General features: G+C 70.3%; 20 protein-coding genes. 13 read left to right on the plus strand and 7 right to left on the minus strand.

Annotated features, from left to right (window positions below):
* Positions 1-89: 89 nt before the first annotated feature.
* Together ABT084_RS28830 and ABT084_RS28835 are read left to right on the plus strand one after the other, a co-directional pair.
* Complete coding sequence (locus tag ABT084_RS28830) at positions 90-692, plus strand: RDD family protein (protein ID WP_351049885.1); 603 nt, start codon at positions 90-92, stop codon at positions 690-692.
* Positions 693-780: 88 nt separating this feature from the next.
* Positions 781-1,542 (plus strand): RDD family protein, encoded by a 762-nt coding sequence (locus ABT084_RS28835; RefSeq protein WP_351049888.1) that lies wholly within the window; start codon positions 781-783, stop codon positions 1,540-1,542.
* Positions 1,543-1,570: 28 nt separating this feature from the next.
* On the opposite strand, the gene ABT084_RS28840 is transcribed toward ABT084_RS28835, so the two are convergent.
* Positions 1,571-1,849 carry a hypothetical protein gene (locus tag ABT084_RS28840; RefSeq protein WP_351049891.1) on the minus strand — a complete coding sequence of 93 codons (279 nt, stop codon included), beginning with the start codon at positions 1,847-1,849 and terminating at the stop codon, positions 1,571-1,573.
* 492 nt (positions 1,850-2,341) lie between these two features.
* On the opposite strand from ABT084_RS28840, the gene ABT084_RS28845 reads away from it, so the two are divergent.
* Both ABT084_RS28845 and ABT084_RS28850 read left to right on the plus strand, forming a co-directional pair.
* Positions 2,342-4,642 (plus strand): immune inhibitor A domain-containing protein, encoded by a 2,301-nt coding sequence (locus ABT084_RS28845; RefSeq protein WP_502969222.1) that lies wholly within the window; start codon positions 2,342-2,344, stop codon positions 4,640-4,642.
* A 110-nt stretch (positions 4,643-4,752) separates the two neighbouring features.
* Positions 4,753-5,058 (plus strand): hypothetical protein, encoded by a 306-nt coding sequence (locus ABT084_RS28850; RefSeq protein WP_330330671.1) that lies wholly within the window; start codon positions 4,753-4,755, stop codon positions 5,056-5,058.
* Here ABT084_RS28850 and ABT084_RS28855 read toward each other — a convergent pair.
* Both ABT084_RS28855 and ABT084_RS28860 read right to left on the minus strand, forming a co-directional pair.
* Complete coding sequence (locus ABT084_RS28855; protein WP_351049897.1) at positions 5,055-5,666, minus strand: nicotinamidase; 612 nt, start codon at positions 5,664-5,666, stop codon at positions 5,055-5,057. The genes ABT084_RS28850 and ABT084_RS28855 overlap by 4 nt on opposite strands.
* A 559-nt stretch (positions 5,667-6,225) precedes the next feature.
* Positions 6,226-7,554, minus strand: coding sequence for a nicotinate phosphoribosyltransferase (locus ABT084_RS28860; protein ID WP_351049900.1), 1,329 nt, complete (start codon positions 7,552-7,554; stop codon positions 6,226-6,228).
* An 80-nt stretch (positions 7,555-7,634) separates the two neighbouring features.
* Here ABT084_RS28860 and clpS point away from each other — a divergent pair, with 80 nt between their 5' ends.
* From clpS to ABT084_RS28895, 7 genes are all read left to right on the plus strand, one after another.
* On the plus strand, positions 7,635-7,949 hold the full coding sequence (gene clpS, locus ABT084_RS28865; protein ID WP_351049902.1) for an ATP-dependent Clp protease adapter ClpS: 315 nt from the start codon (positions 7,635-7,637) through the stop codon (positions 7,947-7,949).
* Entirely contained in the window at positions 7,949-8,587 is a 639-nt protein-coding gene (locus ABT084_RS28870) for a DUF2017 domain-containing protein (RefSeq protein ID WP_351049905.1), read from the plus strand. Before clpS ends, ABT084_RS28870 begins: the two co-directional genes overlap by 1 nt.
* 341 nt (positions 8,588-8,928) lie before the next feature.
* Positions 8,929-10,365, plus strand: coding sequence for an amino acid permease (locus ABT084_RS28875; protein ID WP_351049906.1), 1,437 nt, complete (start codon positions 8,929-8,931; stop codon positions 10,363-10,365).
* 128 nt (positions 10,366-10,493) lie between these two features.
* Complete coding sequence (locus ABT084_RS28880; protein ID WP_351049909.1) at positions 10,494-10,916, plus strand: M67 family metallopeptidase; 423 nt, start codon at positions 10,494-10,496, stop codon at positions 10,914-10,916.
* Positions 10,917-11,015: 99 nt separating this feature from the next.
* On the plus strand, positions 11,016-11,126 hold the full coding sequence (locus tag ABT084_RS28885; RefSeq protein WP_330330664.1) for a putative leader peptide: 111 nt from the start codon (positions 11,016-11,018) through the stop codon (positions 11,124-11,126).
* Positions 11,127-11,237: 111 nt separating this feature from the next.
* A complete protein-coding gene (locus ABT084_RS28890) occupies positions 11,238-11,525 on the plus strand; it encodes a MoaD/ThiS family protein (protein WP_351049912.1) in 288 nt (95 codons plus the stop codon).
* Positions 11,525-12,475, plus strand: coding sequence for a PLP-dependent cysteine synthase family protein (locus tag ABT084_RS28895; RefSeq protein ID WP_351049915.1), 951 nt, complete (start codon positions 11,525-11,527; stop codon positions 12,473-12,475). The genes ABT084_RS28890 and ABT084_RS28895 overlap by 1 nt, the downstream gene beginning before the upstream one ends.
* Before the next feature lie 693 nt (positions 12,476-13,168).
* Here the strand turns inward: ABT084_RS28895 and ABT084_RS28900 are convergent.
* Together ABT084_RS28900 and ABT084_RS28905 are read right to left on the minus strand one after the other, a co-directional pair.
* Complete coding sequence (locus tag ABT084_RS28900; RefSeq protein ID WP_351049917.1) at positions 13,169-13,537, minus strand: DUF488 domain-containing protein; 369 nt, start codon at positions 13,535-13,537, stop codon at positions 13,169-13,171.
* On the minus strand, positions 13,534-13,965 hold the full coding sequence (locus tag ABT084_RS28905; protein WP_351049920.1) for a hypothetical protein: 432 nt from the start codon (positions 13,963-13,965) through the stop codon (positions 13,534-13,536). Before ABT084_RS28905 ends, ABT084_RS28900 begins: the two co-directional genes overlap by 4 nt.
* Positions 13,966-14,203: 238 nt before the next feature.
* On the opposite strand from ABT084_RS28905, the gene ABT084_RS28910 reads away from it, so the two are divergent.
* Positions 14,204-14,956 carry an MBL fold metallo-hydrolase gene (locus tag ABT084_RS28910; RefSeq protein ID WP_351049923.1) on the plus strand — a complete coding sequence of 251 codons (753 nt, stop codon included), beginning with the start codon at positions 14,204-14,206 and terminating at the stop codon, positions 14,954-14,956.
* Positions 14,957-15,045: 89 nt separating this feature from the next.
* Here ABT084_RS28910 and ABT084_RS28915 read toward each other — a convergent pair whose 3' ends face one another.
* Positions 15,046-16,320, minus strand: a complete 1,275-nt coding sequence (locus ABT084_RS28915; RefSeq protein WP_351049925.1) for a PTS transporter subunit EIIC — start codon at positions 16,318-16,320, stop codon at positions 15,046-15,048.
* Positions 16,321-16,748: 428 nt separating this feature from the next.
* Positions 16,749-18,050: a PTS transporter subunit EIIC gene (locus ABT084_RS28920; RefSeq protein WP_351049928.1), complete on the minus strand. Its 1,302-nt coding sequence runs from the start codon at positions 18,048-18,050 to the stop codon at positions 16,749-16,751.
* 185 nt (positions 18,051-18,235) lie between these two features.
* Here ABT084_RS28920 and ABT084_RS28925 point away from each other — a divergent pair, with 185 nt between their 5' ends.
* On the plus strand, positions 18,236-18,553 hold the full coding sequence (locus tag ABT084_RS28925; protein ID WP_351049931.1) for a PTS sugar transporter subunit IIB: 318 nt from the start codon (positions 18,236-18,238) through the stop codon (positions 18,551-18,553).
* Positions 18,554-18,682 lie beyond the last annotated feature (129 nt).

Raw genomic sequence — 18,682 nt, forward strand, 5'->3', positions numbered from 1 at the left:
CGTATTCCGGGGCCGGCAGGGCCTTGCGGTCCAGCTTCCCGTTGCCCGTCAACGGCAGTACATCCATGACCACGACCGCGGAGGGAACCATGTGCGCTCCCGCTCCGGCCGACCCCGCTCCGGCCGACCCCGCTCCCGTCGGGGTCCCGGCCGAGGGCGCCGTCCCTGCCGTTCCCGCCCCCCGGCGCACCGACCACGCCGTCTTCGACCGGATGGCCGAGCGGGCCGTGCGCCCCGCCGGACCGGCCCGCCGACTGCTCGCGCGCGCCGTGGACTCGGCGGTCCTGGGCGCGGTCGCGGTGGCCGTGGCCCAGCCCCTCGTACCGGCCGTCACCGCGCACGTGGAGGCGAAGGTGGAGGCGGCCCGGGGGAGCGGGCACACCGTCACGGTGTGGCTCCTCGACGGGACCACCACCGGCTATCTGGGCGTCGTACTCGGGGCGGTGCTGTTCTTCGGGGTGTTCTGCGAGGTGCTGCCGACCGCGCGCTGGGGCCGCACGCTGGGCAAGAAGCTGTGCGGGATCCGGGTGCTGTCCGTCGCGACCCGGCGGCCGCCGTCGTTCGGCGCGGCGCTGCGGCGCTGGCTGGTGTACGCGCTGCTGGGCCTGCCCGGCTCGCTGTGGTGCCTGTTCGACCGGCCGCGCCGGCAGGGCTGGCACGACAAGGCGGCGGGTACGTACGTGGCCCGCTGACGGTCCGCCGACGGCCCGTGGCCCGGCGCGTCCCCCGAACGGACGCGGTCCCGTTGCGGAGGGCGCGGAGCCGGGTTCGACTCGGGCCATGAGTACCGACCAGCCGCCGCCGGGCCCGCCGCCCGAGGACGACCCGTTCCTCAAGAAGCCCCAGCAACCGACGCCTCCGTCGGGCGGTTCGCCGTACGGCCCGCCGCCGCCCGGCGGGCCCACGCCGCCCCCGGGCGGGCCGGGTGGCCCGGTGCCGCCCGGCGGCGGATATCCGCCGCCCCCGCCGCCGCCCTACGGAGGTGGCGGCCCGTACGGCGGAGACCCCTACGGGGGTGGTGGCGGAGGTCCGTACGGCATGCCGCCGGATCCGCTGGCCGGGATGCCCCCGCTCGCGAGCTTCGGCAAGCGGCTCGCGGCCCGCGTCATCGACGTGCTGATCATCAGCGTGCCGCTGTACCTGCTGCAGTGGATCTTCAGCAGCAAGCGCTACGTGGTCGACACGAGCAAGGGCGACGACATCAGCGACGTGGTGGTCAGGTCGTACAGCGGCAGCGGTCTGATCTGGACCCTCATCGGGATCCTCGCCTACGTCGGCTACGACTGGTTCATGACGAAGAGGAACGGCCAGACCGTCGGAAAGAGGGTCATCGGCGTCCGCGTCGCGATGCTCAACGACGGCAGCGTGCCGCCGTCCAACGCGTCGCTGACCCGCGCCGCCGTGCTCTGGCTGCCGACGCTCCTGTGCTGCTTCTGTCTGTGGCCGATCGCGCTCGCCATCTCGATGCTCATCGACAAGCCGTACAAACAGGCCTGGCACGACAAGGCCGCCAAGACCGTGGTGGTCACCGCGGCGACGTAGCGGCGGCGGTGCCGAGGTCCCAGAAGTCCTAGTGGTGCACGGAATGTTCGGCGGCGGCCGTCCGGGGAGCGGGAACCCGGGCGGCCGTCGGCGTCCCCACGTCGGCCGCGGCGGTGTCGGAACCACGGCGCCGCCGCTTCGGCATGGGCACGGTGAGGGCGACGAGGAGGCCGAGGGCGAGGGCCGCCGCCGAGATGACCGCGACCCCGAGGCCCGTACTCGTCTGCGAGAGCAGCAGCATGGCGATCGTCGACACCACTACGGTGACGGAGCCGGAAGTGAGCTGAACGGCGGTCGGTCGCGGCATGGCGGTATCCGTCCTCAAGCAGGGAGGGAACTCTACGACGGGGGATGCCCGAGCCCGACCAACGGTAAGCGTGTCCTTACCCGATGGCACGGGTCTGCCGGAGCACGGGGGGCGCACGGAGTCATGCGTTGGCCCGGGGTGAGGGGGCGCAGGCGCGGGCAGGAAGCACCGTTCGCCCCGAATGACTGGAGAACGTCCGAATAACGGAACTCGTTGACCGCATAGTGCAGTTGTAGGGAACAAGTCAAGGTCTGTCTTTTCTCTCGTTACTCCGGTCAAATGTCGTCACTTGAGACGCGTGCCGCGCGGAACCCCCGCTCCGATGGAGACGTTCCGAACGTCCTGGCGGCCGCGGGAGGGGAACGACATCAAGTGACCAGCAACTCCGACTTCGCCAGAAGGCGAGCGCTGCGCGCCACGGCCGTCGCCGTGACCATCGCCGCGTGCGCCGCCAGTGGCGCAGCCTTCACCACCGCGACCGCGTCGGGCCCCGTGGCCCCCGCGCCCGTGGCGGCCGCCGTCCAGCAGGACCCGACGGCTCCGGCCAACTCGGTCCAGCACAACCTCGACGGCCCGTTCAGCAAGCAGCAGGAGCAGGCCCGCAAGGCCGCCCTGGAGCAGGTGCTGGCCGGCAAGAAGAACGTCGAGCAGAAGGGTGCTTCCAAGGTCGTCAAGCTCGACGACAAGAAGTACGTCGAGCTCGGCCGCGAGAAGACCGACAAGATCTTCACGATCCTCGTCGACTTCGGCGACCAGGTGGACAGCACCACCATGTTCGACCCGGACGGCCCCACCGGCCCGAAGCCCCCGGTCCAGAAGTACGGCGGCACCCCCGGCCCGGCGCACAACCAGATAGCCCAGCCGGACCGTGCGGTGAACAACAGCACGGCCTGGCGCAAGGACTTCAGCCGCGACTACTTCCAGGACCTGTACTTCGGTACCGGCCAGGGCAAGAACTCGCTGAAGACCTACTACGAGAAGACCTCCTCGGGTCGGTACTCGGTCGACGGCCAGGTCCAGGACTGGGTCAAGATCCCGTACAACGAGGCCCGTTACGGCTCGAACTACTGCGGTCAGACCAACTGCAGCAACGTGTGGGACACCGTCAAGGACGGCGTCAACGCGTGGGCCGACGCCCAGAAGAAGGCGGGCAAGACCGACGCCGAGATCAAGGCGACGCTGTCCCAGTACGACCAGTGGGACCGCAACGACTACGACGGCGACGGCAACTTCAACGAGCCCGACGGCTACATCGACCACTTCCAGATCGTCCACGCGGGCGAGGACGAGTCGGCCGGTGGCGGTGTCCAGGGCACCAACGCGCTGTGGGCCCACCGCTGGTACGCGTACGGCACGGACGCGGGCAAGACCGGTCCGGAGGGCAACAAGGCCGGCGGCACCCAGATCGGCAACACCGGCATCTGGGTCGGCGACTACACCATGCAGCCCGAGAACGGCGGCCTCGGCGTCTTCGCGCACGAGTACGGCCACGACCTCGGCCTCCCGGACCTGTACGACACCTCCGGCGGCGGCGAGAACTCGGTCGGCTTCTGGTCCCTGATGTCGGCGGGCTCCTGGCTCGGCAACGGCAAGGACTCCATCGGCGACCTCCCCGGTGACATGACGGCCTGGGACAAGTACCAGCTGGGCTGGCTGAACTACGACACGGCCAAGGCCGCGACGAAGTCCACCCACAAGCTGGGCGTCTCGGAGTTCAACACCAAGGACAAGCAGGCCCTGGTCGTCGAGCTGCCGAAGAAGCAGGTCAAGACGGACATCGTCGCTCCCGCCGAAGGCGCCACCCAGTGGTGGAGCAACATGGGCGACGACCTCAAGAACACCCTCTCGCGCCCGGTCGACCTGACCGGCAAGACCTCCGCCGCCCTGTCCCTCAAGGGCTGGTGGGACATCGAGAAGGACTACGACTTCCTCTACGCGGAGGTCTCCACCGACGGCGGCGCCAACTGGACCGCCCTCGCCGGTACCGCCAACGGCAAGGCCATCCCGCTCGACGCCGGCGGTTCCCCGGCCCTGACTGACGCCTCCGGCGCCTGGCAGGACCTGAACTACCCGCTCGACGCCTACGCGGGCAAGAAGTTCGACCTCCGCTTCCGCTACCAGACGGACGGTGGCGCGGGCGGCAAGGGCTTCACCGGTGACGCCCTCAAGGTGACGGCGGACGGCCAGACCCTCTTCACCGACGGCGCCGAGAACGGCGACAACGGCTGGACGGCCAAGGGCTTCTCGCGCATCGGTGGCAGCTTCACCAAGGAGTACGCCCAGTACTACCTGGCGGAGAACCGCCGCTACGTCTCGTACGACTCCACCCTCAAGGTGGGCCCGTACAACTTCGGCTACGCCAACACCAAGCCGGGCTGGGTCGAGCACTACCCGTACCAGGACGGCCTGCTCATCTGGCAGTGGGACACCTCCCAGAAGGACAACAACACCAGCCAGCACCCGGGCCAGGGTCTGATCCTCCCGATCGACGCCAACGCCAAGCCCATGAAGTGGGCCGACGGCACCCTGCTGCGGAACAAGATCCAGCCGTACGACGCCCCCTTCAGCGCGTACTCGACGGACGCCTTCACCCTGCACAAGAACGGTGAGGCGCTCTTCCTGAAGCCGAAGCCCGCCAACCTGGTCTTCGACGACCACAAGGGCACGTACTACTACGACGAGAACCCGACCGGTTCGGTGAAGGTCACTGACACCAACACCAAGATCAAGATCGTGAAGGAGCCCTACGACGGTCTCCAGATGACGGTCGAGGTCGGTCCCTCCACCAAGTAACACGCAAAACTGCAGGTCAGAGCATGATCGGCCGTCGCCCTCTAGCGGGCGACGGCCGTTCGCGTTTAGATGCCGGTGCGAGTTTCTTATTGACGGGGGAGATGACAAGCATGCCCGGTGGAGGTTTCGTCAGGTTGCCAGGCGGCAGCGTGGTGGTCGCGCTCACGCTGCCCAGACCGTCCGGTGAGGGCGGAAATGTCCGCGTGCTCGTGCACGCCGTGAACCGGGCCCGCGCCCTGACCAGGCTGCGGAACCTCGGGATGCGGGCCGTGTACCTGCGCGGCAACGCGCAGCCCCCGACCCCCGACGAGGTGACGGCCGTCCTGCACCACCCGGACGGCCTGCTGTGGCGCTGCGCCCCCGACCGGGCCGCGGAGCTGTGGCACCCGATCCGGGCCCTCCTGCCGGGCGCCTAGGCGGCGCCCAGGCCGCCCACGTGCGGGGTGCCGGAGAGCTTCACCCCGGCCGTCCTGAGCTGCTCCAGGGCCCGCTCCGTGCTCTGCGGGGCCACTCCCGCCGTGAGGTCGAGCAGCACGCGGGTCTGGAAGCCCGCGGCCACGGCGTCCAGGGCGGTCGCCTTCACGCAGTGGTCCGTGGCGATGCCGACCACGTCGACCTCGGTGACCTCGCGCGCCCGCAGCCAGTCGGCGAGCGTGGCGCCGTTCTCGTCGGCGCCCTCGAAGCCGCTGTACGCCGCGTCGTAGGCACCCTTGTCGAAGACGGCCGCGATCGCGCCCGAGGCGACGGCGGGGGCGAAGTTCGGGTGGAACCCGACGCCCTCGGTCCCGGCCACGCAGTGCACGGGCCAGGAGGTCTCGAAGTCCGGCTCCGCCGGGGGGCGGGCGAAGTGGGCGCCGGGGTCGACGTGGTGGTCGCGGGTGGCGACGACGTGCCGGTAGCCGGGGGTGGCCTGGCCGATCAGCTCCGTGATGGAGGCGGCGACGTCGGCGCCGCCGGTGACCGCGAGGCTGCCGCCTTCGCAGAAGTCGTTCTGTACGTCGACGACGATCAGTGCGCGGTGCATGTCCGGTGTCCTTCGTTCGATGTGACGTCGGTACCTCTACCTCCGGCCGACCCAGCCCCTCCGGGTCCCCCCTTCCCCACCCCCGAGCCCCCGAACCCGGCGCCCCTCCCCGACCGGCCCGGGCACCTTCCAGCCCCGTCGGCGGGGCTGGAGCCCGGGCCATTTTCAGGCGACGGGTATCGGCCCCTTCCGGGTGCCTCCGGCGGGGCTGGAGGTCGGGCCATTTTCAGCCTCGCCGGCGTTTGAGGCGCCCCCGGAGGGCGGGACGAGCCGCGGACGGGGATCGGGCGACGGGTATCGGTGCCTTCGGGGTGCCTCCGGCGGCGCCTCAATCGCCGGCGGGGCTGAAAATGGTCGGCGGGGTCGGGGTTGCCTCCTGCGGGGTTGGAGGTCGGGCCATTTTCAGCCTCGCCGGCGTTTGAGGCGCCCCCGGAGGGCGGGACGGGTCGCGGACGGGGATCGGGCGACGGGTATCGGGGCCTTCGGGGTGCCTCCGGCGGCGCCTCAATCGCCGGCGGGGCTGAGAGTGGTCGGCGGGGTCGGGGAGGGGGCGGCCGGGTCAGGCGTATTCCGTGGGGATCACGGCCTCGCCGCGGGAGAGCTGGGTCGCGGACAACGGCAGGGCCGCCAACGCCCCCCGGTGCCGATCCCGCGCCGCCTCCAACGGCTCCCGCGCGACCACCTCACCCCCCTTGACCAGCTGCGTCAGCAGCTGCTCCCCGGCCAGCGCCGTCGGCACCGGCCCCGTGCCCAGAACCTCCGCCTCGGCCACCCCGTCGGCGTCCCGGCGCCGCGCGGCCCACTTGCGGCCGCCCACCGAGGTCTTCCCGCCGGAGGACTTCTTCGCCACTGGGTGCAGCGCCGCCTTCGGGTCGGCCGAGGTCGCCCGGGCGACCAGCTTGTAGACCATCGAGCAGGTGGGGTGCCCGCTCCCGGTGACGAGCTGCGTGCCCACCCCGTACGCGTCCACCGGCGCCGCGGCCAGCGAGGCGATGGCGTATTCGTCCAGGTCGGAGGTGACCACGATGCGCGTGGAGGTCGCCCCCAGCTCGTCGAGCTGCTGGCGCACCCGGTGCGCGACGAGCAGCAGGTCCCCCGAGTCGATGCGCACCGCGCCCAGCCCGGTGCCCGCCACCTCGACGGCCGTCCGTACCGCCTCGGCGACGTCGTACGTGTCCACCAGCAGCGTGGTCGAGCCGCCCAGCGAGGCCGCCTGGGCCTGGAAGGCGTCCCGCTCGCTGTCGTGCACCAGGGTGAAGGCGTGCGCGCTGGTGCCCACGGTGGGGATCCCGTACCGGAAGCCCGCCGCCAGGTCCGAGGTGGAGGCGAAGCCGCCGACGTACGCGGCCCGCGCCGAGGCCACCGCGGCCAGCTCGTGCGTGCGGCGCGCGCCCATCTCGATCAGCGGCCGGCCGCCCGCGGCCGAGGCCATCCGGGAGGCGGCCGCGGCGATCGCCGAGTCGTGGTTGAGGATCGAGAGGACCACCGTCTCCAGCAGCACGCACTCGGCGAAGCTGCCCTCGACGCGCAGCACCGGGGAGCCGGGGAAGTAGACCTCGCCCTCCGGATAGCCCCAGATGTCGCCCGAGAAGCGGTACGACGCCAGCCAGTCCAGGGTCCGCATGTCGACGACGGCCCGCTCGCGCAGGAACTCCAGCACGGCCGCGTCGAAGCGGAAGTTCTCCACCGCGTCCAGCACCCGGCCCGTTCCGGCCACCACCCCGTAGCGCCGCCCCTCGGGCAGCCGCCGGGTGAAGACCTCGAAGACCGAGCGCCGGTCGGCGGTGCCGTTGGCCAGCGCCGCCTGCAGCATCGTCAGCTCGTAATGGTCCGTGAAGAGCGCTGTCGACGGCACGTCCACCGGCAGGCCCAGGTCCGCAGGGTTCATGGCACGGATGCTAGCGCACATCTCGTCAAAGTGACGAGATGTAGGGCCCGTTTGTGCGACGGGCCCGTCACAGTGGCAGCATGGGACGAGTGAGTGTCGCCCCCATTGAGATCGAACGCACCGAATCCGCCGAGGAGACCTTCGCGGTCCCCGAGCCCGACGTCCCCTGGGTGACGATGGTGCACAACGACCCCGTCAATCTCATGAGCTACGTCGCGTACGTGTTCCAGGCGTACTTCGGCTACTCCAAGGACAAGGCGAACAGACTGATGCTCGACGTCCACCACAAGGGGCGGGCCGTCGTCTCCAGCGGCAGCCGCGAGGAGATGGAGCGCGACGTGCAGGCCATGCACGGCTACGGCCTGTGGGCGACCCTCTCCCAGGACCGCAACTGATGGAGCGCGAGACCGGCACCTTCGTGCCGCTCGAGGGCGGCGGCGCGGCCGTCGCCCTCGACGAGATCGAGATCCAGATCCTGCGCTCCCTGGCGGTACAGCTGCTGGAGCTGATCGGCCCCGGCGCGGCCGAGCCGGCCGAGGATGCCGACCCGCTGGCCGTGCTCTTCGCCGCCGACGGCCCCACCGAGCCGCCCTCCGACCCCGCGCTGGCCCGGCTCTTCCCCGACGCCTACGGCGGCCCGGGCGGCGACGAGAAGGCCGATCCGGAGGAGCTGCGGGCCCACTCGGCCGAATTCCGCCGGTTCACCGAGAACGACCTGCGCACGCGCAAGCGCGAGGACGCGCTGGCCGTCGTACGCAGCCTCGACACGCTGGTCACCCCGGCTGACGGCGGCGAGGGCGATGACGGCGCCGGGGGCGGTGGCGGGGTGCTGGAGCTGACCGGGGAGCTGCCGCTGCGCTGGCTCGGCTCGCTCAACGACCTGCGGCTCACCATCGCGGCGCGGCTGGAGATCACCGAGGACGACGAGAGCGCGGTCCTCTTCCGGCTGCCGGACAGCGATCCGCGCAAGCCGATGGTGATGGCGTACCTGTGGCTCGGCGGTCTCCAGGAGACGCTGATCGAGACCCTCTGAGCGGTGCCGCGCCGCCGCGACGGCCAGGGCTTCGTTCACGCTCCGTTCGCTCAGCGGACGCTCAAATCCGGATAACGATCAGATCACCGTCATGCGGTGATCTGATCGCCTTCATGGGCTATGTCCGCATTTTTTCGTGCTGTGGGTCACTTTTTCGTGCCCCGCCCACCCGTAAGCCCGTGATAAATCTTCACGACTGCCGACGGGACGCCACCCCTGTCCCCGGCTCGCTCCAACCGGCTGACCGCCGGGTGCAACTCCATCCGTATCCGGGGGGATCGAGGATCCGGCCCGCGGCCACTCTGTGGCGCGGGTCGGCGTGGAGAAAGGCGCACCAAGACATGACCTCTGTGCAGGTCGAGCACGACGACACCAAGCCGGCCGGCGGCGGAGCCGAGGCGGGCGAGGGTTACCACCGCACGCTCGGCGCGCGGCAGATCCAGATGATCGCCATCGGCGGCGCCATCGGCACCGGCCTGTTCCTGGGCGCCGGCAAGGCGATCTCCAAGGCGGGCCCCAGCCTGATCCTGGCCTACGCCATCGCGGGCCTGGTCATCTTCTTCATCATGCGGGCCCTGGGCGAGCTGCTCATGTACCGCCCCGTCTCGGGCTCCTTCTCGGACTACGCCCGGGAGTTCCTCGGCCCCTTCTGGGGCTATGTGACGGGCTGGACGTACTGGCTCTTCTGGGTGGTCACCGGCATCGTCGAGGTCACCGCCGCCGCGAAGTACATGTCCTTCTGGACCCACGGCGACTTCCCGCAGTGGGGCTTCGCGCTGATCTTCACGCTGATCCTCTACGCCGCCAACCTGATCTCCGTGAAGCTCTTCGGCGAGCTGGAGTTCTGGTTCTCGATGGTCAAGGTCACCGCCATCGTCGGCATGATCCTGATCTGCGCGGGCATCCTGACCATCGGCTTCTCCGACGCCGCCGACACGGCGAGCGTCTCGAACCTGTGGAACGACCGGGGCTTCTTCCCCAACGGCATCGGCGAGACGCTGATGACCCTGCAGATCGTGATGTTCGCCTTCCTCGCGGTCGAGCTCGTCGGCGTCACCGCCGGTGAGTCCAAGGACCCCGAGAAGACCCTCCCCAAGGCCATCAACACCGTGCCGTGGCGGATCGCCGTCTTCTACGTCGGCGCACTGATCATGATCCTGTCGGTCATCCCGTGGAACCAGTTCAAGGCGGGCGAGAGCCCCTTCGTGCTGGCCTTCGAGAAGATGGGCCTCGGCATCGGCGCGGCCATCGTCAACTTCGTGGTGCTGACCGCCGCCCTGTCCTCCTGCAACTCGGGCATGTACTCCACCGGCCGCATGCTGCGCGACCTCGCGCTCAACGGCCAGGGCCCGAAGGTCTTCACCAAGCTGACCAAGAGCGGCACCCCGCTCGTCGGCACCACCTTCTCCGCCGCGCTGATGCTGGTGGGCGTCTGGATCAACTACGTCGCCCCGGGCAAGGCCTTCGACTACGTCGTCTCCTTCGCCACCATCTCCGGCATGTGGGCCTGGATCATGATCCTGGTCTGCCAGATCCGCTACCGGGCCAAGGCCGACCGCGGCGAGCTGCCCGGGTCCTCGTTCCGGGCGCCCGGAGCCCCGTACACGAGCTGGTTCGCGCTGGCCTTCATCGCCATGGTCATCGTGATGATGGGCATCGACAAGGACGCCCGGGTCTCGCTGTACTGCGCCCCGCTGTGGGGTCTGATCCTCGGCGTCTCGTACCTGGTCATGAAGAACCGCGACCCGCGCGGCGCGGCGTTCACCGAGGCCTCGTAGCGTCGTAGCCGCTTGGCCTCGTAGCCGCCTGGCCTCGTGGCCGCCCGGCAGAGGCTGTCTGTCCAGCATCCGGGCCCTTCCGTACCACTCCTCGGTACGGAAGGGCCCGTCTGTCTATCCTTTCGCTCATGCTGACCCTCACCCAGGACCTGTACGACCGGATCGTCGAGCACGCCCGCCAGGACCACCCGGACGAGGCCTGCGGGATCGTCGCCGGTCCGGCGGGCACCGGCCGCCCCGAGCGGTTCGTCCCGATGCTGAACGCCGCGCGGTCGCCCACGTTCTACGAGTTCGACTCCAAGGACCTGCTGAAGCTCTACCGCGAGCTGGACGACCGGGACGAGGAGCCCGTCATCGTCTACCACTCGCACACCGCGACCGAGGCCTACCCCTCGCGCACCGACGTGACGTACGCGAACGAGCCCGGCGCGCACTACGTCCTGGTCTCCACGGCGGACAAGGACGGCCTGGGCGAGTTCCAGTTCCGGTCGTACCGCATCGTCGACGGAGTGATCACGGAGGAAGAAGTGCAGGTCGTCGCGGCTTACTGAGGGATGACGGCGGGGCTACTGACCAGTATGTGAGCCGATGTCGTCCACGATGCGGGATCACACTCCAAACGGGGGACCGGGAATCGTTAACATGACCGCATGGTTCCCCACGACGTGAGCATCGAGACGCCCGGCAGGCTGCTGCTCGTGGCGCGGCTGCACGTCGATCTGTGCCGCCTCGCCAGTGCCATCTGTCCTGCCGCTGCCTGATCACCGCAGTGCCCGCAGTGCCCGTAGTGCCCGCTGAGCCGCGCCACCACCGCTTCGCCCTTCCGCACGTTCTCGCACCTCTTCGAACCTTCTTCACGACTGGAGCCAGCCATGGCCATCGAGGTCCGCATCCCGACCATCCTCCGCACCTACACCGACGGCGAGAAGGCCGTGTCCGGTGAAGGCGCCACCCTCGCGGACCTCTTCCGCGACCTGGAGACCCGTCACAAGGGCATCCAGGAGCGCATCATCGACGAGGCCAAGGGCGGCGAGCTGCGCCGCTTCGTGAACGTGTACCTCAACGACGAGGACGTCCGCTTCCTCGCCGGCATCACCACCGAGCTGAAGGACGGCGACAGCGTCACCATCCTCCCGGCCGTGGCCGGCGGATCGAAGTAATGCGCTACGACTCCCCGCTGGCGGCGGTCGGCAACACCCCGCTGGTCCGGCTGCCCCGGCTGTCCCCGTCCGAGGACGTCCGGATCTGGGCCAAGCTGGAGGACCGCAACCCGACCGGCTCGATCAAGGACCGCCCCGCGCTCCACATGATCGAGCAGGCCGAGAAGGCCGGCCGCCTCCACCCCGGCTGCACCATCCTGGAGCCCACCTCCGGCAACACGGGCATCTCGCTCGCCATGGCGGCGAAGCTCAAGGGCTACCGGATCGTGTGCGTCATGCCGGAGAACACCAGCCAGGAGCGCCGTGAGCTCCTGGCCATGTGGGGAGCCGAGATCGTCCCGTCGCCGGCCGCCGGCGGCTCCAACACGGCGGTGCGCGTCGCCAAGGAGCTGGCGGCGGAGCACCCGGACTGGGTGATGCTCTACCAGTACGGGAACCCGGACAACGCGGGGGCCCACTACGCCACGACCGGGCCGGAGATCCTCGCCGACCTGCCGTCCATCACGCACTTCGTGGCGGGCCTCGGTACGACGGGCACCCTCATGGGGGTCGGGCGCTACCTGCGCGAACACGTCGAGGGCGTGCGGATCGTCGCCGCCGAGCCGCGCTACGACGACCTGGTCTACGGCCTGCGGAACCTGGACGAGGGCTTCGTCCCGGAGCTGTACGACGCCTCCGTGCTGACCACCCGCTTCTCGGTGGGCTCGGCGGATGCCGTGACCCGCACCCGGGAACTGCTCCAGCAGGAGGGCATCTTCGCGGGCGTCTCCACCGGTGCGGCGCTGCACGCGGCGATCGGGGTGGGCCGCAAGGCGGTGGCCGCGGGCGAGTCGGCGGACATCGTCTTCGTCGTGGCCGACGGCGGCTGGAAGTACCTCTCGACGGGCGTCTACACGGCCGCCACGACGGAAGAGGCCATCGAAACCCTCCACGGCCAACTCTGGGCCTAGGCCAGGTCCAGCCCCGCCGGCCGGGGTTTTCGCCCGGTCAGCCGCCCCGCACCGGCTGCCAAATCCAGCCCCGCCGACTGGGGTTTTCGCCGGGATCTGCCCGGTCTAGTGGCCCCGTCCCGGGGTGCCGAATCCAGCCTCGCCGGCTGGGTTTTCCGCCGGGGTCTGCCCGGTCCAGTGGCCCCGTCCCGGGGTGCCGAATCCAGCCTCGCCGGCGTTTGAGGCGCCGCCGGAGGCGACATCGGGCGGTGGGTGGTGGCGGCTGGTGTGCGGGCTGTGCCCGGTGGTGCCTTCGGCTGGCCCTCAAGCGCCGGGCGGGCTGGGTTTTGGCCGGCTTCTCGCTGCGGTGACGCACATCCAGCTTTGCGGGCGTTGTCCCCGCCAAGTCCGGTCCAGTGGCCCGGTCCCGGGGTGCCGAATCCAGCCTCGCCGGCGTTTGAGGCGCCGCCGGAGGCGACATCGGCCGGTGGGTGGTGGCGGCTGGTGTGCGGGCTGTGCCCGGTGGTGCCTTCGGCTGGCCCTCAAGCGCCGGGCGGGCTGGGGTTTGCCCGGCTTCTCGCTGCCGCGACGCACATCCAGCTTTGCGGGCGTTGCCCTCGCCAAGTCCGGTCCAGTGGCCCCGTCCCGGGGTGCCGAATCCAGCCTCGCCGGCGTTTGAGGCGCCGCCGGAGGCAGGGCCGGGCGGGGTGGGAGTCACGGGGTCAGGAGCGAGGCCAGGATGGCGGCGTGGCTGGAGGACGGGTTCCGGACGGCGGTCAGGAGGGTCACCGGGCCGGCCGCCGCGAGGCCCCGCAGCCGCTCCAGCCCGGCCAGGGCCTCGGCCCCGGCCAGCTCGGCCTCGTACCGCTCGCGGAACTCCTCGAAGTCCCCGCCCCCGCCGTGGAACCACTTCCGCAGCTCCGCCGACGGGGTGAGCTCCTTCGGCCACTCGTCCACCGCGGCCGCCGCCTTCGCCAGCCCCCGCGGCCACAGCCGGTCCACCAGCACCCGCACGCCGTCCACCGCCGGATCCGGGGGATCGTAGACCCGCCGCAACCGCACCCCCGGCACCGCCCCGGTCACCGGCCCTCACCTCCGAGTCCGAGCCCCTTCACCTGATCCCACACCGCGGGATCCACCGCCCCGACCCGCCGCCGCAGCTCCCACACCGAGACCTCCCGCGCCCGGTCCGCCTCCACGAACGCGGCCCGGCCCCGCGCCGCCCCGAGCACCCCCGGCGGCAGCGCGATCACGCCGGGCCGGGCGTCCCGGTACTTCCCGGTGACCGGAGCGACCCGCGCACGCCGCCCCCGTACCGCCAGGACCAGGTACGAACGGCCGTCCTCCAGGCACCACAACTCGCGCGCCACCGGCTCCGGCGCCGGCCCCGGGCCGTGCCCGGCCGCACCGGTCCGACCCGGCCGCACCGCCGCCGTCCGCCGCCCCGCCACCAGCACCACGAGGGCCACGGCGACCACCGCCGCCACCCCCGGCCACCAGGACGTGTCCATGCATCGACCGTAACCGCGCCCCCACCCGCCCGCACGGCCCGCACGGCACCCGCGCACGGCAACCCGTGTACGGGCGCTCGCTCCACCGGGTGACACCGCAGGTGAGTTGCCCCACAACGGCCCGCCGCGGAGGAGCGACGGGACGATTCGCGCTTTACGCTCGACTCCACGCACGCCCCCGTCGCCCTCCCCGTATCCGTGTAACGTCCACGGACCGTCCACGGAGGTTCCCGTCTCCATGAAGCTCACCGTCGTCGGTTGCTCCGGCTCGTTCCCCTCCGCGGAATCGGCCTGCTCGAGCTACCTCGTCGAGGCCGACGGCTTCCGGCTGCTCCTCGACATGGGCAACGGCGCCCTCGGTGAGCTGCAGCGGCACTGCGGCCTGTACGACCTCGACGCGATCTTCCTCAGCCACCTGCACGCGGACCACTGCATCGACATGTGCGGCTACTTCGTCGCCCGCTACTACCGCCACGAGGGCGGCCGCTGCGGCACCATCCCCGTCTACGGCCCCGAAGGCACCGAGAAGCGCCTGACCACGGCCTACGAGGACGTCCCCGACGAGCGCTCGATGAGCGAGGTCTTCGACTTCCGCACCCTGAAGGCCGGCACCTTCGAGATCGGCCCCTTCCAGGTGCGCACCGAGCGGGTCGCCCACCCCATCGAGTCCTACGCCATCCGCCTCGAACACGGCGGACGCTCCCTGACGTACTCCGGCGACACCGGCGTCTGCGCCGAACTCGGCCTGCTGGCCGAGGACGCCGACCTGTTCCTCTGCGAGGCCTCGTTCACGCACGGCAAGGAGGACATCCCCGACCTCCACCTCAACGGCCGCGAGGCGGGAGAGTTCGCCCGGGCCGGCCGCGTCGGGCGGCTCGTACTGACCCACATCCCGCCGTGGACCGACGCGGCCCGCAACGTCGCCGACGCCCGCGAGGTGTACGAGGGCCAGGTGGACCTCGCCCACGCGGGCGCCGTCTACGAGATCTAGCCCGCGCCCCGCGCACGCCGAAGCCCCCGCCGTCCGGAAGGAAGGCGGGGGCTTCGGCGTACGCGGGGGGCGCCTGACGGCGGCCGGGGCTACTTCGCCTCGGCCTTCTCCATCTCGGCGAGCTCCTCGTCGCTCTCGCGGCCCGGCGTCGGGAGGTTGAACTTGGTGATCGCGAAGCGGAAGCCGACGTAGTAGACCGCCGCGAAGACCAGGCCGATGGGGATGATCAGCCAGGGGGACGTGGCCTTGTTCCAGCCGAGGCCCAGGTCGATCAGGCCGGCGGAGAAGGTGAAGCCCGCGTGGACACCGAGCGCCCAGGTGACGGCCATGGAGACGGCGGTCAGCACCGCGTGGATGGCGTACAGCACCGGCGCGATGAACATGAAGGAGAACTCGATCGGCTCGGTGACACCCGTGACGAACGAGGTGAGGGCGAGCGAGACCATCATGCCGGTGACGGCCTTGCGGCGCTCCGGACGGGCGGCGTGCGCGATGGCCAGGGCGGCGGCCGGCAGGCCGAACATCATGATCGGGAAGAAGCCGGTCATGAACTGTCCGGCGCTCGCGTCGCCGGCCCAGAAGCGGTTCAGGTCACCGTGCACGACGGCGCCGGCGGCGTCGGTGAAGTCACCGATCTGGAACCAGGCGACGGTGTTGACGAACTGGTGCATGCCGATCGGGATCAGCGCGCGGTTGATGAGGCCGAAGATGCCGGCGCCGATGGAGCCGAGTCCGGTCATCCACTCGCCGAAGTTGGTGATGACCTCACCGATCGGCTCCCAGGCCAGGCCGAAGAAGACACCGACGAGGACGCCGACGAAGGCCATGATGATCGGGACCAGGCGGCGGCCGTTGAAGAAGCCGAGCCAGTCCACCAGCTTCGTGCGGTGGAAACGCTGCCACAGGACCGCGGCGAGCAGACCCATGATGATGCCGCCGAGGACACCGGGGTTGTTGACCACCGCAGGGACGTCGACGCCCTTGTTCTCGGTGGTGTTGATGATGGCCTCGTGCACCGGGAACGCGGTGAGCACGTTCTTGTAGACGAGGAAGCCGACCAGCGCCGCGAGGGCGGTGGAGCCGTCCGCCTTCTTGGCGAAGCCGATCGCGACACCGATGCAGAAGAGCAGCGGCAGGTTGGAGAAGACGGCGTCACCGGCGGTGGCGAACACCGTGGCGACCTTGCCCCAGCCGAGGCCGTCCTTGCCGAACACGTCGGGCTGGCCGAGGCGCAGCAGGATACCGGCGGCGGGCAGGACGGCGATGGGCAGCTGGAGGCTGCGGCCGACCTTCTGGAGGCCCTGGATCAGGCCCGATCCCCGCTTCTTCGCGGGCGGCGCCGTTGCGGCAGTAGCCGAACTCATAACTTCCTCCGGGGAGCAAGGCGCCGCCAAGGGGGTGCATCCAAGGGGGACGGCGACGTCTCGAAAAAGGGGGACACGCCGCCGGGGGAAGCGAGCGTGGTCTACACCAATGGGTGGTGTAGACCAGTTGTAACACGGTGAGGGTTAGATAAGGAACCTTCGTTTTCCTGTGGCCTGCGCCACACCCCGGCCCGGACCGGCCGCCCGAACGGCGGGGTGGACCCACGGACATGACGAAGGCCCCCGGATCCTGGGATCCGAGGGCCTGGACGGCCGGGCCGAAGGGCCCGGAACGCTGCGCCGCGAGCCGCATAACGGCTTGGCCACGCCGGGCTTGGCCACACCGGGCTTGGCCACGCCGGGCTTGGCCACACCTGGGGTGGCGGCGCCTGGCGTGGCTGAGCCTGGCTCGGCTGAGTCCGGCTCGGCTACGCCTTCGTGTTCTCCGCCTGCATGACCGCGATCTCCTCGTCGGACTCCCGCCCCGGAGTCGCCAGGTCGAGCTTCGTGATGAGGAAGCGGAACACCGCGTAGTAGACGACGGCGAACGCCAGCCCGATCACGATGATCATCCACGGCTTCGTCGCCAGGCCCCAGTTGATGACGTAGTCGATCAGGCCCGCCGAGAAGGTGAAGCCGTCGTGCACCCCCAAGGCCCAGGTGACCGCCATCGACACACCGGTCAGCACCGCGTGGATCACGTACAGCAGCGGCGCCACGAAGAGGAAGGAGTACTCGAGCGGCTCCGTGATCCCCGTGACGAACGACGTCAGGGCCACCGACAGCATCAGACCGCCGACCTCCTTGCGGCGCGCCGGCTTCGCGCAGTGCGTGATCGCCAGCGCCGCCGCCGGCAGGGCGAACATCATGATGGGGAAGAACCCCGACATGAACTGCCCCGCGTTCGGGTCGCCCGCCAGGAACATGGCGATGTCACCGTGCACGACCTGGCCGTCCGGCTTGGTGAAGCTGCCGAACTGGAACCACAGCGGCACGTTCAGGAACTGGTGCAGACCGATCACCAGCAGCGCGCGGTTCGCGACGCCGAAGAGACCCGCACCCCACGCGCCCAGATCCCGCAGCCAGGTGGAGAAGCTCTCCAACGCGTCACCGATCGGCGGCCAGATCCACAGGCAGAGCACCGCGAACACGATCGCGACGAAGGCCATGATGATCGGGACGAGACGACGGCCGTTGAAGAAGCCCAGCCAGTCGACCAGCTTCACCCGGTGGTAGCGCTGCCAGAACCAGGCGGCCAGCAGGCCCATGACGATGCCGCCGAAGACCCCCGGATTCTGGAAGGTGTACTCCGCGAAGGAATCGCCCTGCCCCAGACAGCCGCCCTTGATGTCCTTGGTGCCCGCCGGGCACGCCTTGGGGAAGGCGTGCAGGACGTAGCGGTAGACGAGGAAGCCCACGACCGCGGCGAGCGCCGTCGACCCGTCGGCCTTCTTGGCCATGCCGATGGCGACGCCGATGCAGAAGAGGAGGGGCAGGCCCATGTCGGCGTTGAGCAGCGCGCCGCCCGCGCTCCCCATCACCTTGGCGACGTCGTTCCAGCCCAGGCCGTCCTTGCCGAAGACGTCGTCCTGGCCGAGCCGGTTGAGGATGCCGGCCGCCGGGAGGACGGCGATCGGCAGCTGGAGGCTGCGGCCCATCTTCTGGAGCCCCTGGAAAATGCCGTTCCACCACTTCTGCTGCGGCACTGCGGCGGCGCTGCTCGCGCTCATCGGCGTCCTCCCTGGGCGGCCGGTGAACGGCCCGTTTTTGGCGGTTGCGACACTTGCGGCACACTGGTGTAGACCACTACTCGCCACTCCTGATGCGGCCGCACACACCCGCCCAGTGGGCAGGTCGGTGCTGATCGTTATCATTCGTGACGTACTGGACATGTGCCCGTGTAGATGGGCCAACCGTGGGCTACCGTGACGGAGCGGACGCTCACGCGGAGTACGCACACCGCCGAGACTCGTTCTTCGTAGAACTCAGGGAGAAACAGATGGCCACCAAGGCTGAGAAGATCGTCGCCGGGCTCGGCGGTATCGACAACATCGAAGAAGTCGAAGGCTGCATCACGCGCCTGCGCACCGAGGTCAAGGACCCGGGCCTGGTCGACGAGGCCGCGCTCAAGGCCGCCGGCGCCCACGGCGTCGTCAAGATGGGCACCGCGATCCAGGTCGTCATCGGCACCGACGCCGACCCCATCGCCGCCGACATCGAAGACATGATGTGAGCTGAGCCCACCCGGCTCGCACACCCCCGCACACCCCCCGCACCACCGCGGCCGCCAACACGGCCGCACGAGAAGACCCCGTCCGGGCCGCCCCCGACGGGGTCTTCCCACAGCGACATGACGCCGCGC

This window comes from Streptomyces sp. NPDC002138, from assembly GCF_040296485.1.
In the GTDB taxonomy this organism is placed as follows: domain Bacteria; phylum Actinomycetota; class Actinomycetes; order Streptomycetales; family Streptomycetaceae; genus Streptomyces.

Bases quoted from the DNA above. Each gene is read 5' to 3' on its own strand.
- ABT084_RS28855 (WP_351049897.1), bottom strand. From the start codon at position 5,666: ATGCACCGCGCACTGATCGTCGTCGACGTACAGAACGACTTCTGCGAA.
- ABT084_RS28850 (WP_330330671.1), top strand. From the start codon at position 4,753: ATGCCCGGTGGAGGTTTCGTCAGGTTGCCAGGCGGCAGCGTGGTGGTC.
- ABT084_RS28905 (WP_351049920.1), bottom strand. From the start codon at position 13,965: ATGGACACGTCCTGGTGGCCGGGGGTGGCGGCGGTGGTCGCCGTGGCC.
- ABT084_RS28880 (WP_351049909.1), top strand. From the start codon at position 10,494: ATGCTGACCCTCACCCAGGACCTGTACGACCGGATCGTCGAGCACGCC.
- ABT084_RS28915 (WP_351049925.1), bottom strand. From the start codon at position 16,320: ATGAGTTCGGCTACTGCCGCAACGGCGCCGCCCGCGAAGAAGCGGGGA.
- ABT084_RS28860 (WP_351049900.1), bottom strand. From the start codon at position 7,554: ATGAACCCTGCGGACCTGGGCCTGCCGGTGGACGTGCCGTCGACAGCG.
- ABT084_RS28830 (WP_351049885.1), top strand. From the start codon at position 90: ATGTGCGCTCCCGCTCCGGCCGACCCCGCTCCGGCCGACCCCGCTCCC.
- ABT084_RS28895 (WP_351049915.1), top strand. From the start codon at position 11,525: ATGCGCTACGACTCCCCGCTGGCGGCGGTCGGCAACACCCCGCTGGTC.
- ABT084_RS28870 (WP_351049905.1), top strand. From the start codon at position 7,949: ATGGAGCGCGAGACCGGCACCTTCGTGCCGCTCGAGGGCGGCGGCGCG.
- ABT084_RS28875 (WP_351049906.1), top strand. From the start codon at position 8,929: ATGACCTCTGTGCAGGTCGAGCACGACGACACCAAGCCGGCCGGCGGC.
- ABT084_RS28835 (WP_351049888.1), top strand. From the start codon at position 781: ATGAGTACCGACCAGCCGCCGCCGGGCCCGCCGCCCGAGGACGACCCG.
- ABT084_RS28840 (WP_351049891.1), bottom strand. From the start codon at position 1,849: ATGCCGCGACCGACCGCCGTTCAGCTCACTTCCGGCTCCGTCACCGTA.
- ABT084_RS28885 (WP_330330664.1), top strand. From the start codon at position 11,016: ATGGTTCCCCACGACGTGAGCATCGAGACGCCCGGCAGGCTGCTGCTC.
- ABT084_RS28890 (WP_351049912.1), top strand. From the start codon at position 11,238: ATGGCCATCGAGGTCCGCATCCCGACCATCCTCCGCACCTACACCGAC.
- ABT084_RS28910 (WP_351049923.1), top strand. From the start codon at position 14,204: ATGAAGCTCACCGTCGTCGGTTGCTCCGGCTCGTTCCCCTCCGCGGAA.
- ABT084_RS28920 (WP_351049928.1), bottom strand. From the start codon at position 18,050: ATGAGCGCGAGCAGCGCCGCCGCAGTGCCGCAGCAGAAGTGGTGGAAC.
- clpS (WP_351049902.1), top strand. From the start codon at position 7,635: ATGGGACGAGTGAGTGTCGCCCCCATTGAGATCGAACGCACCGAATCC.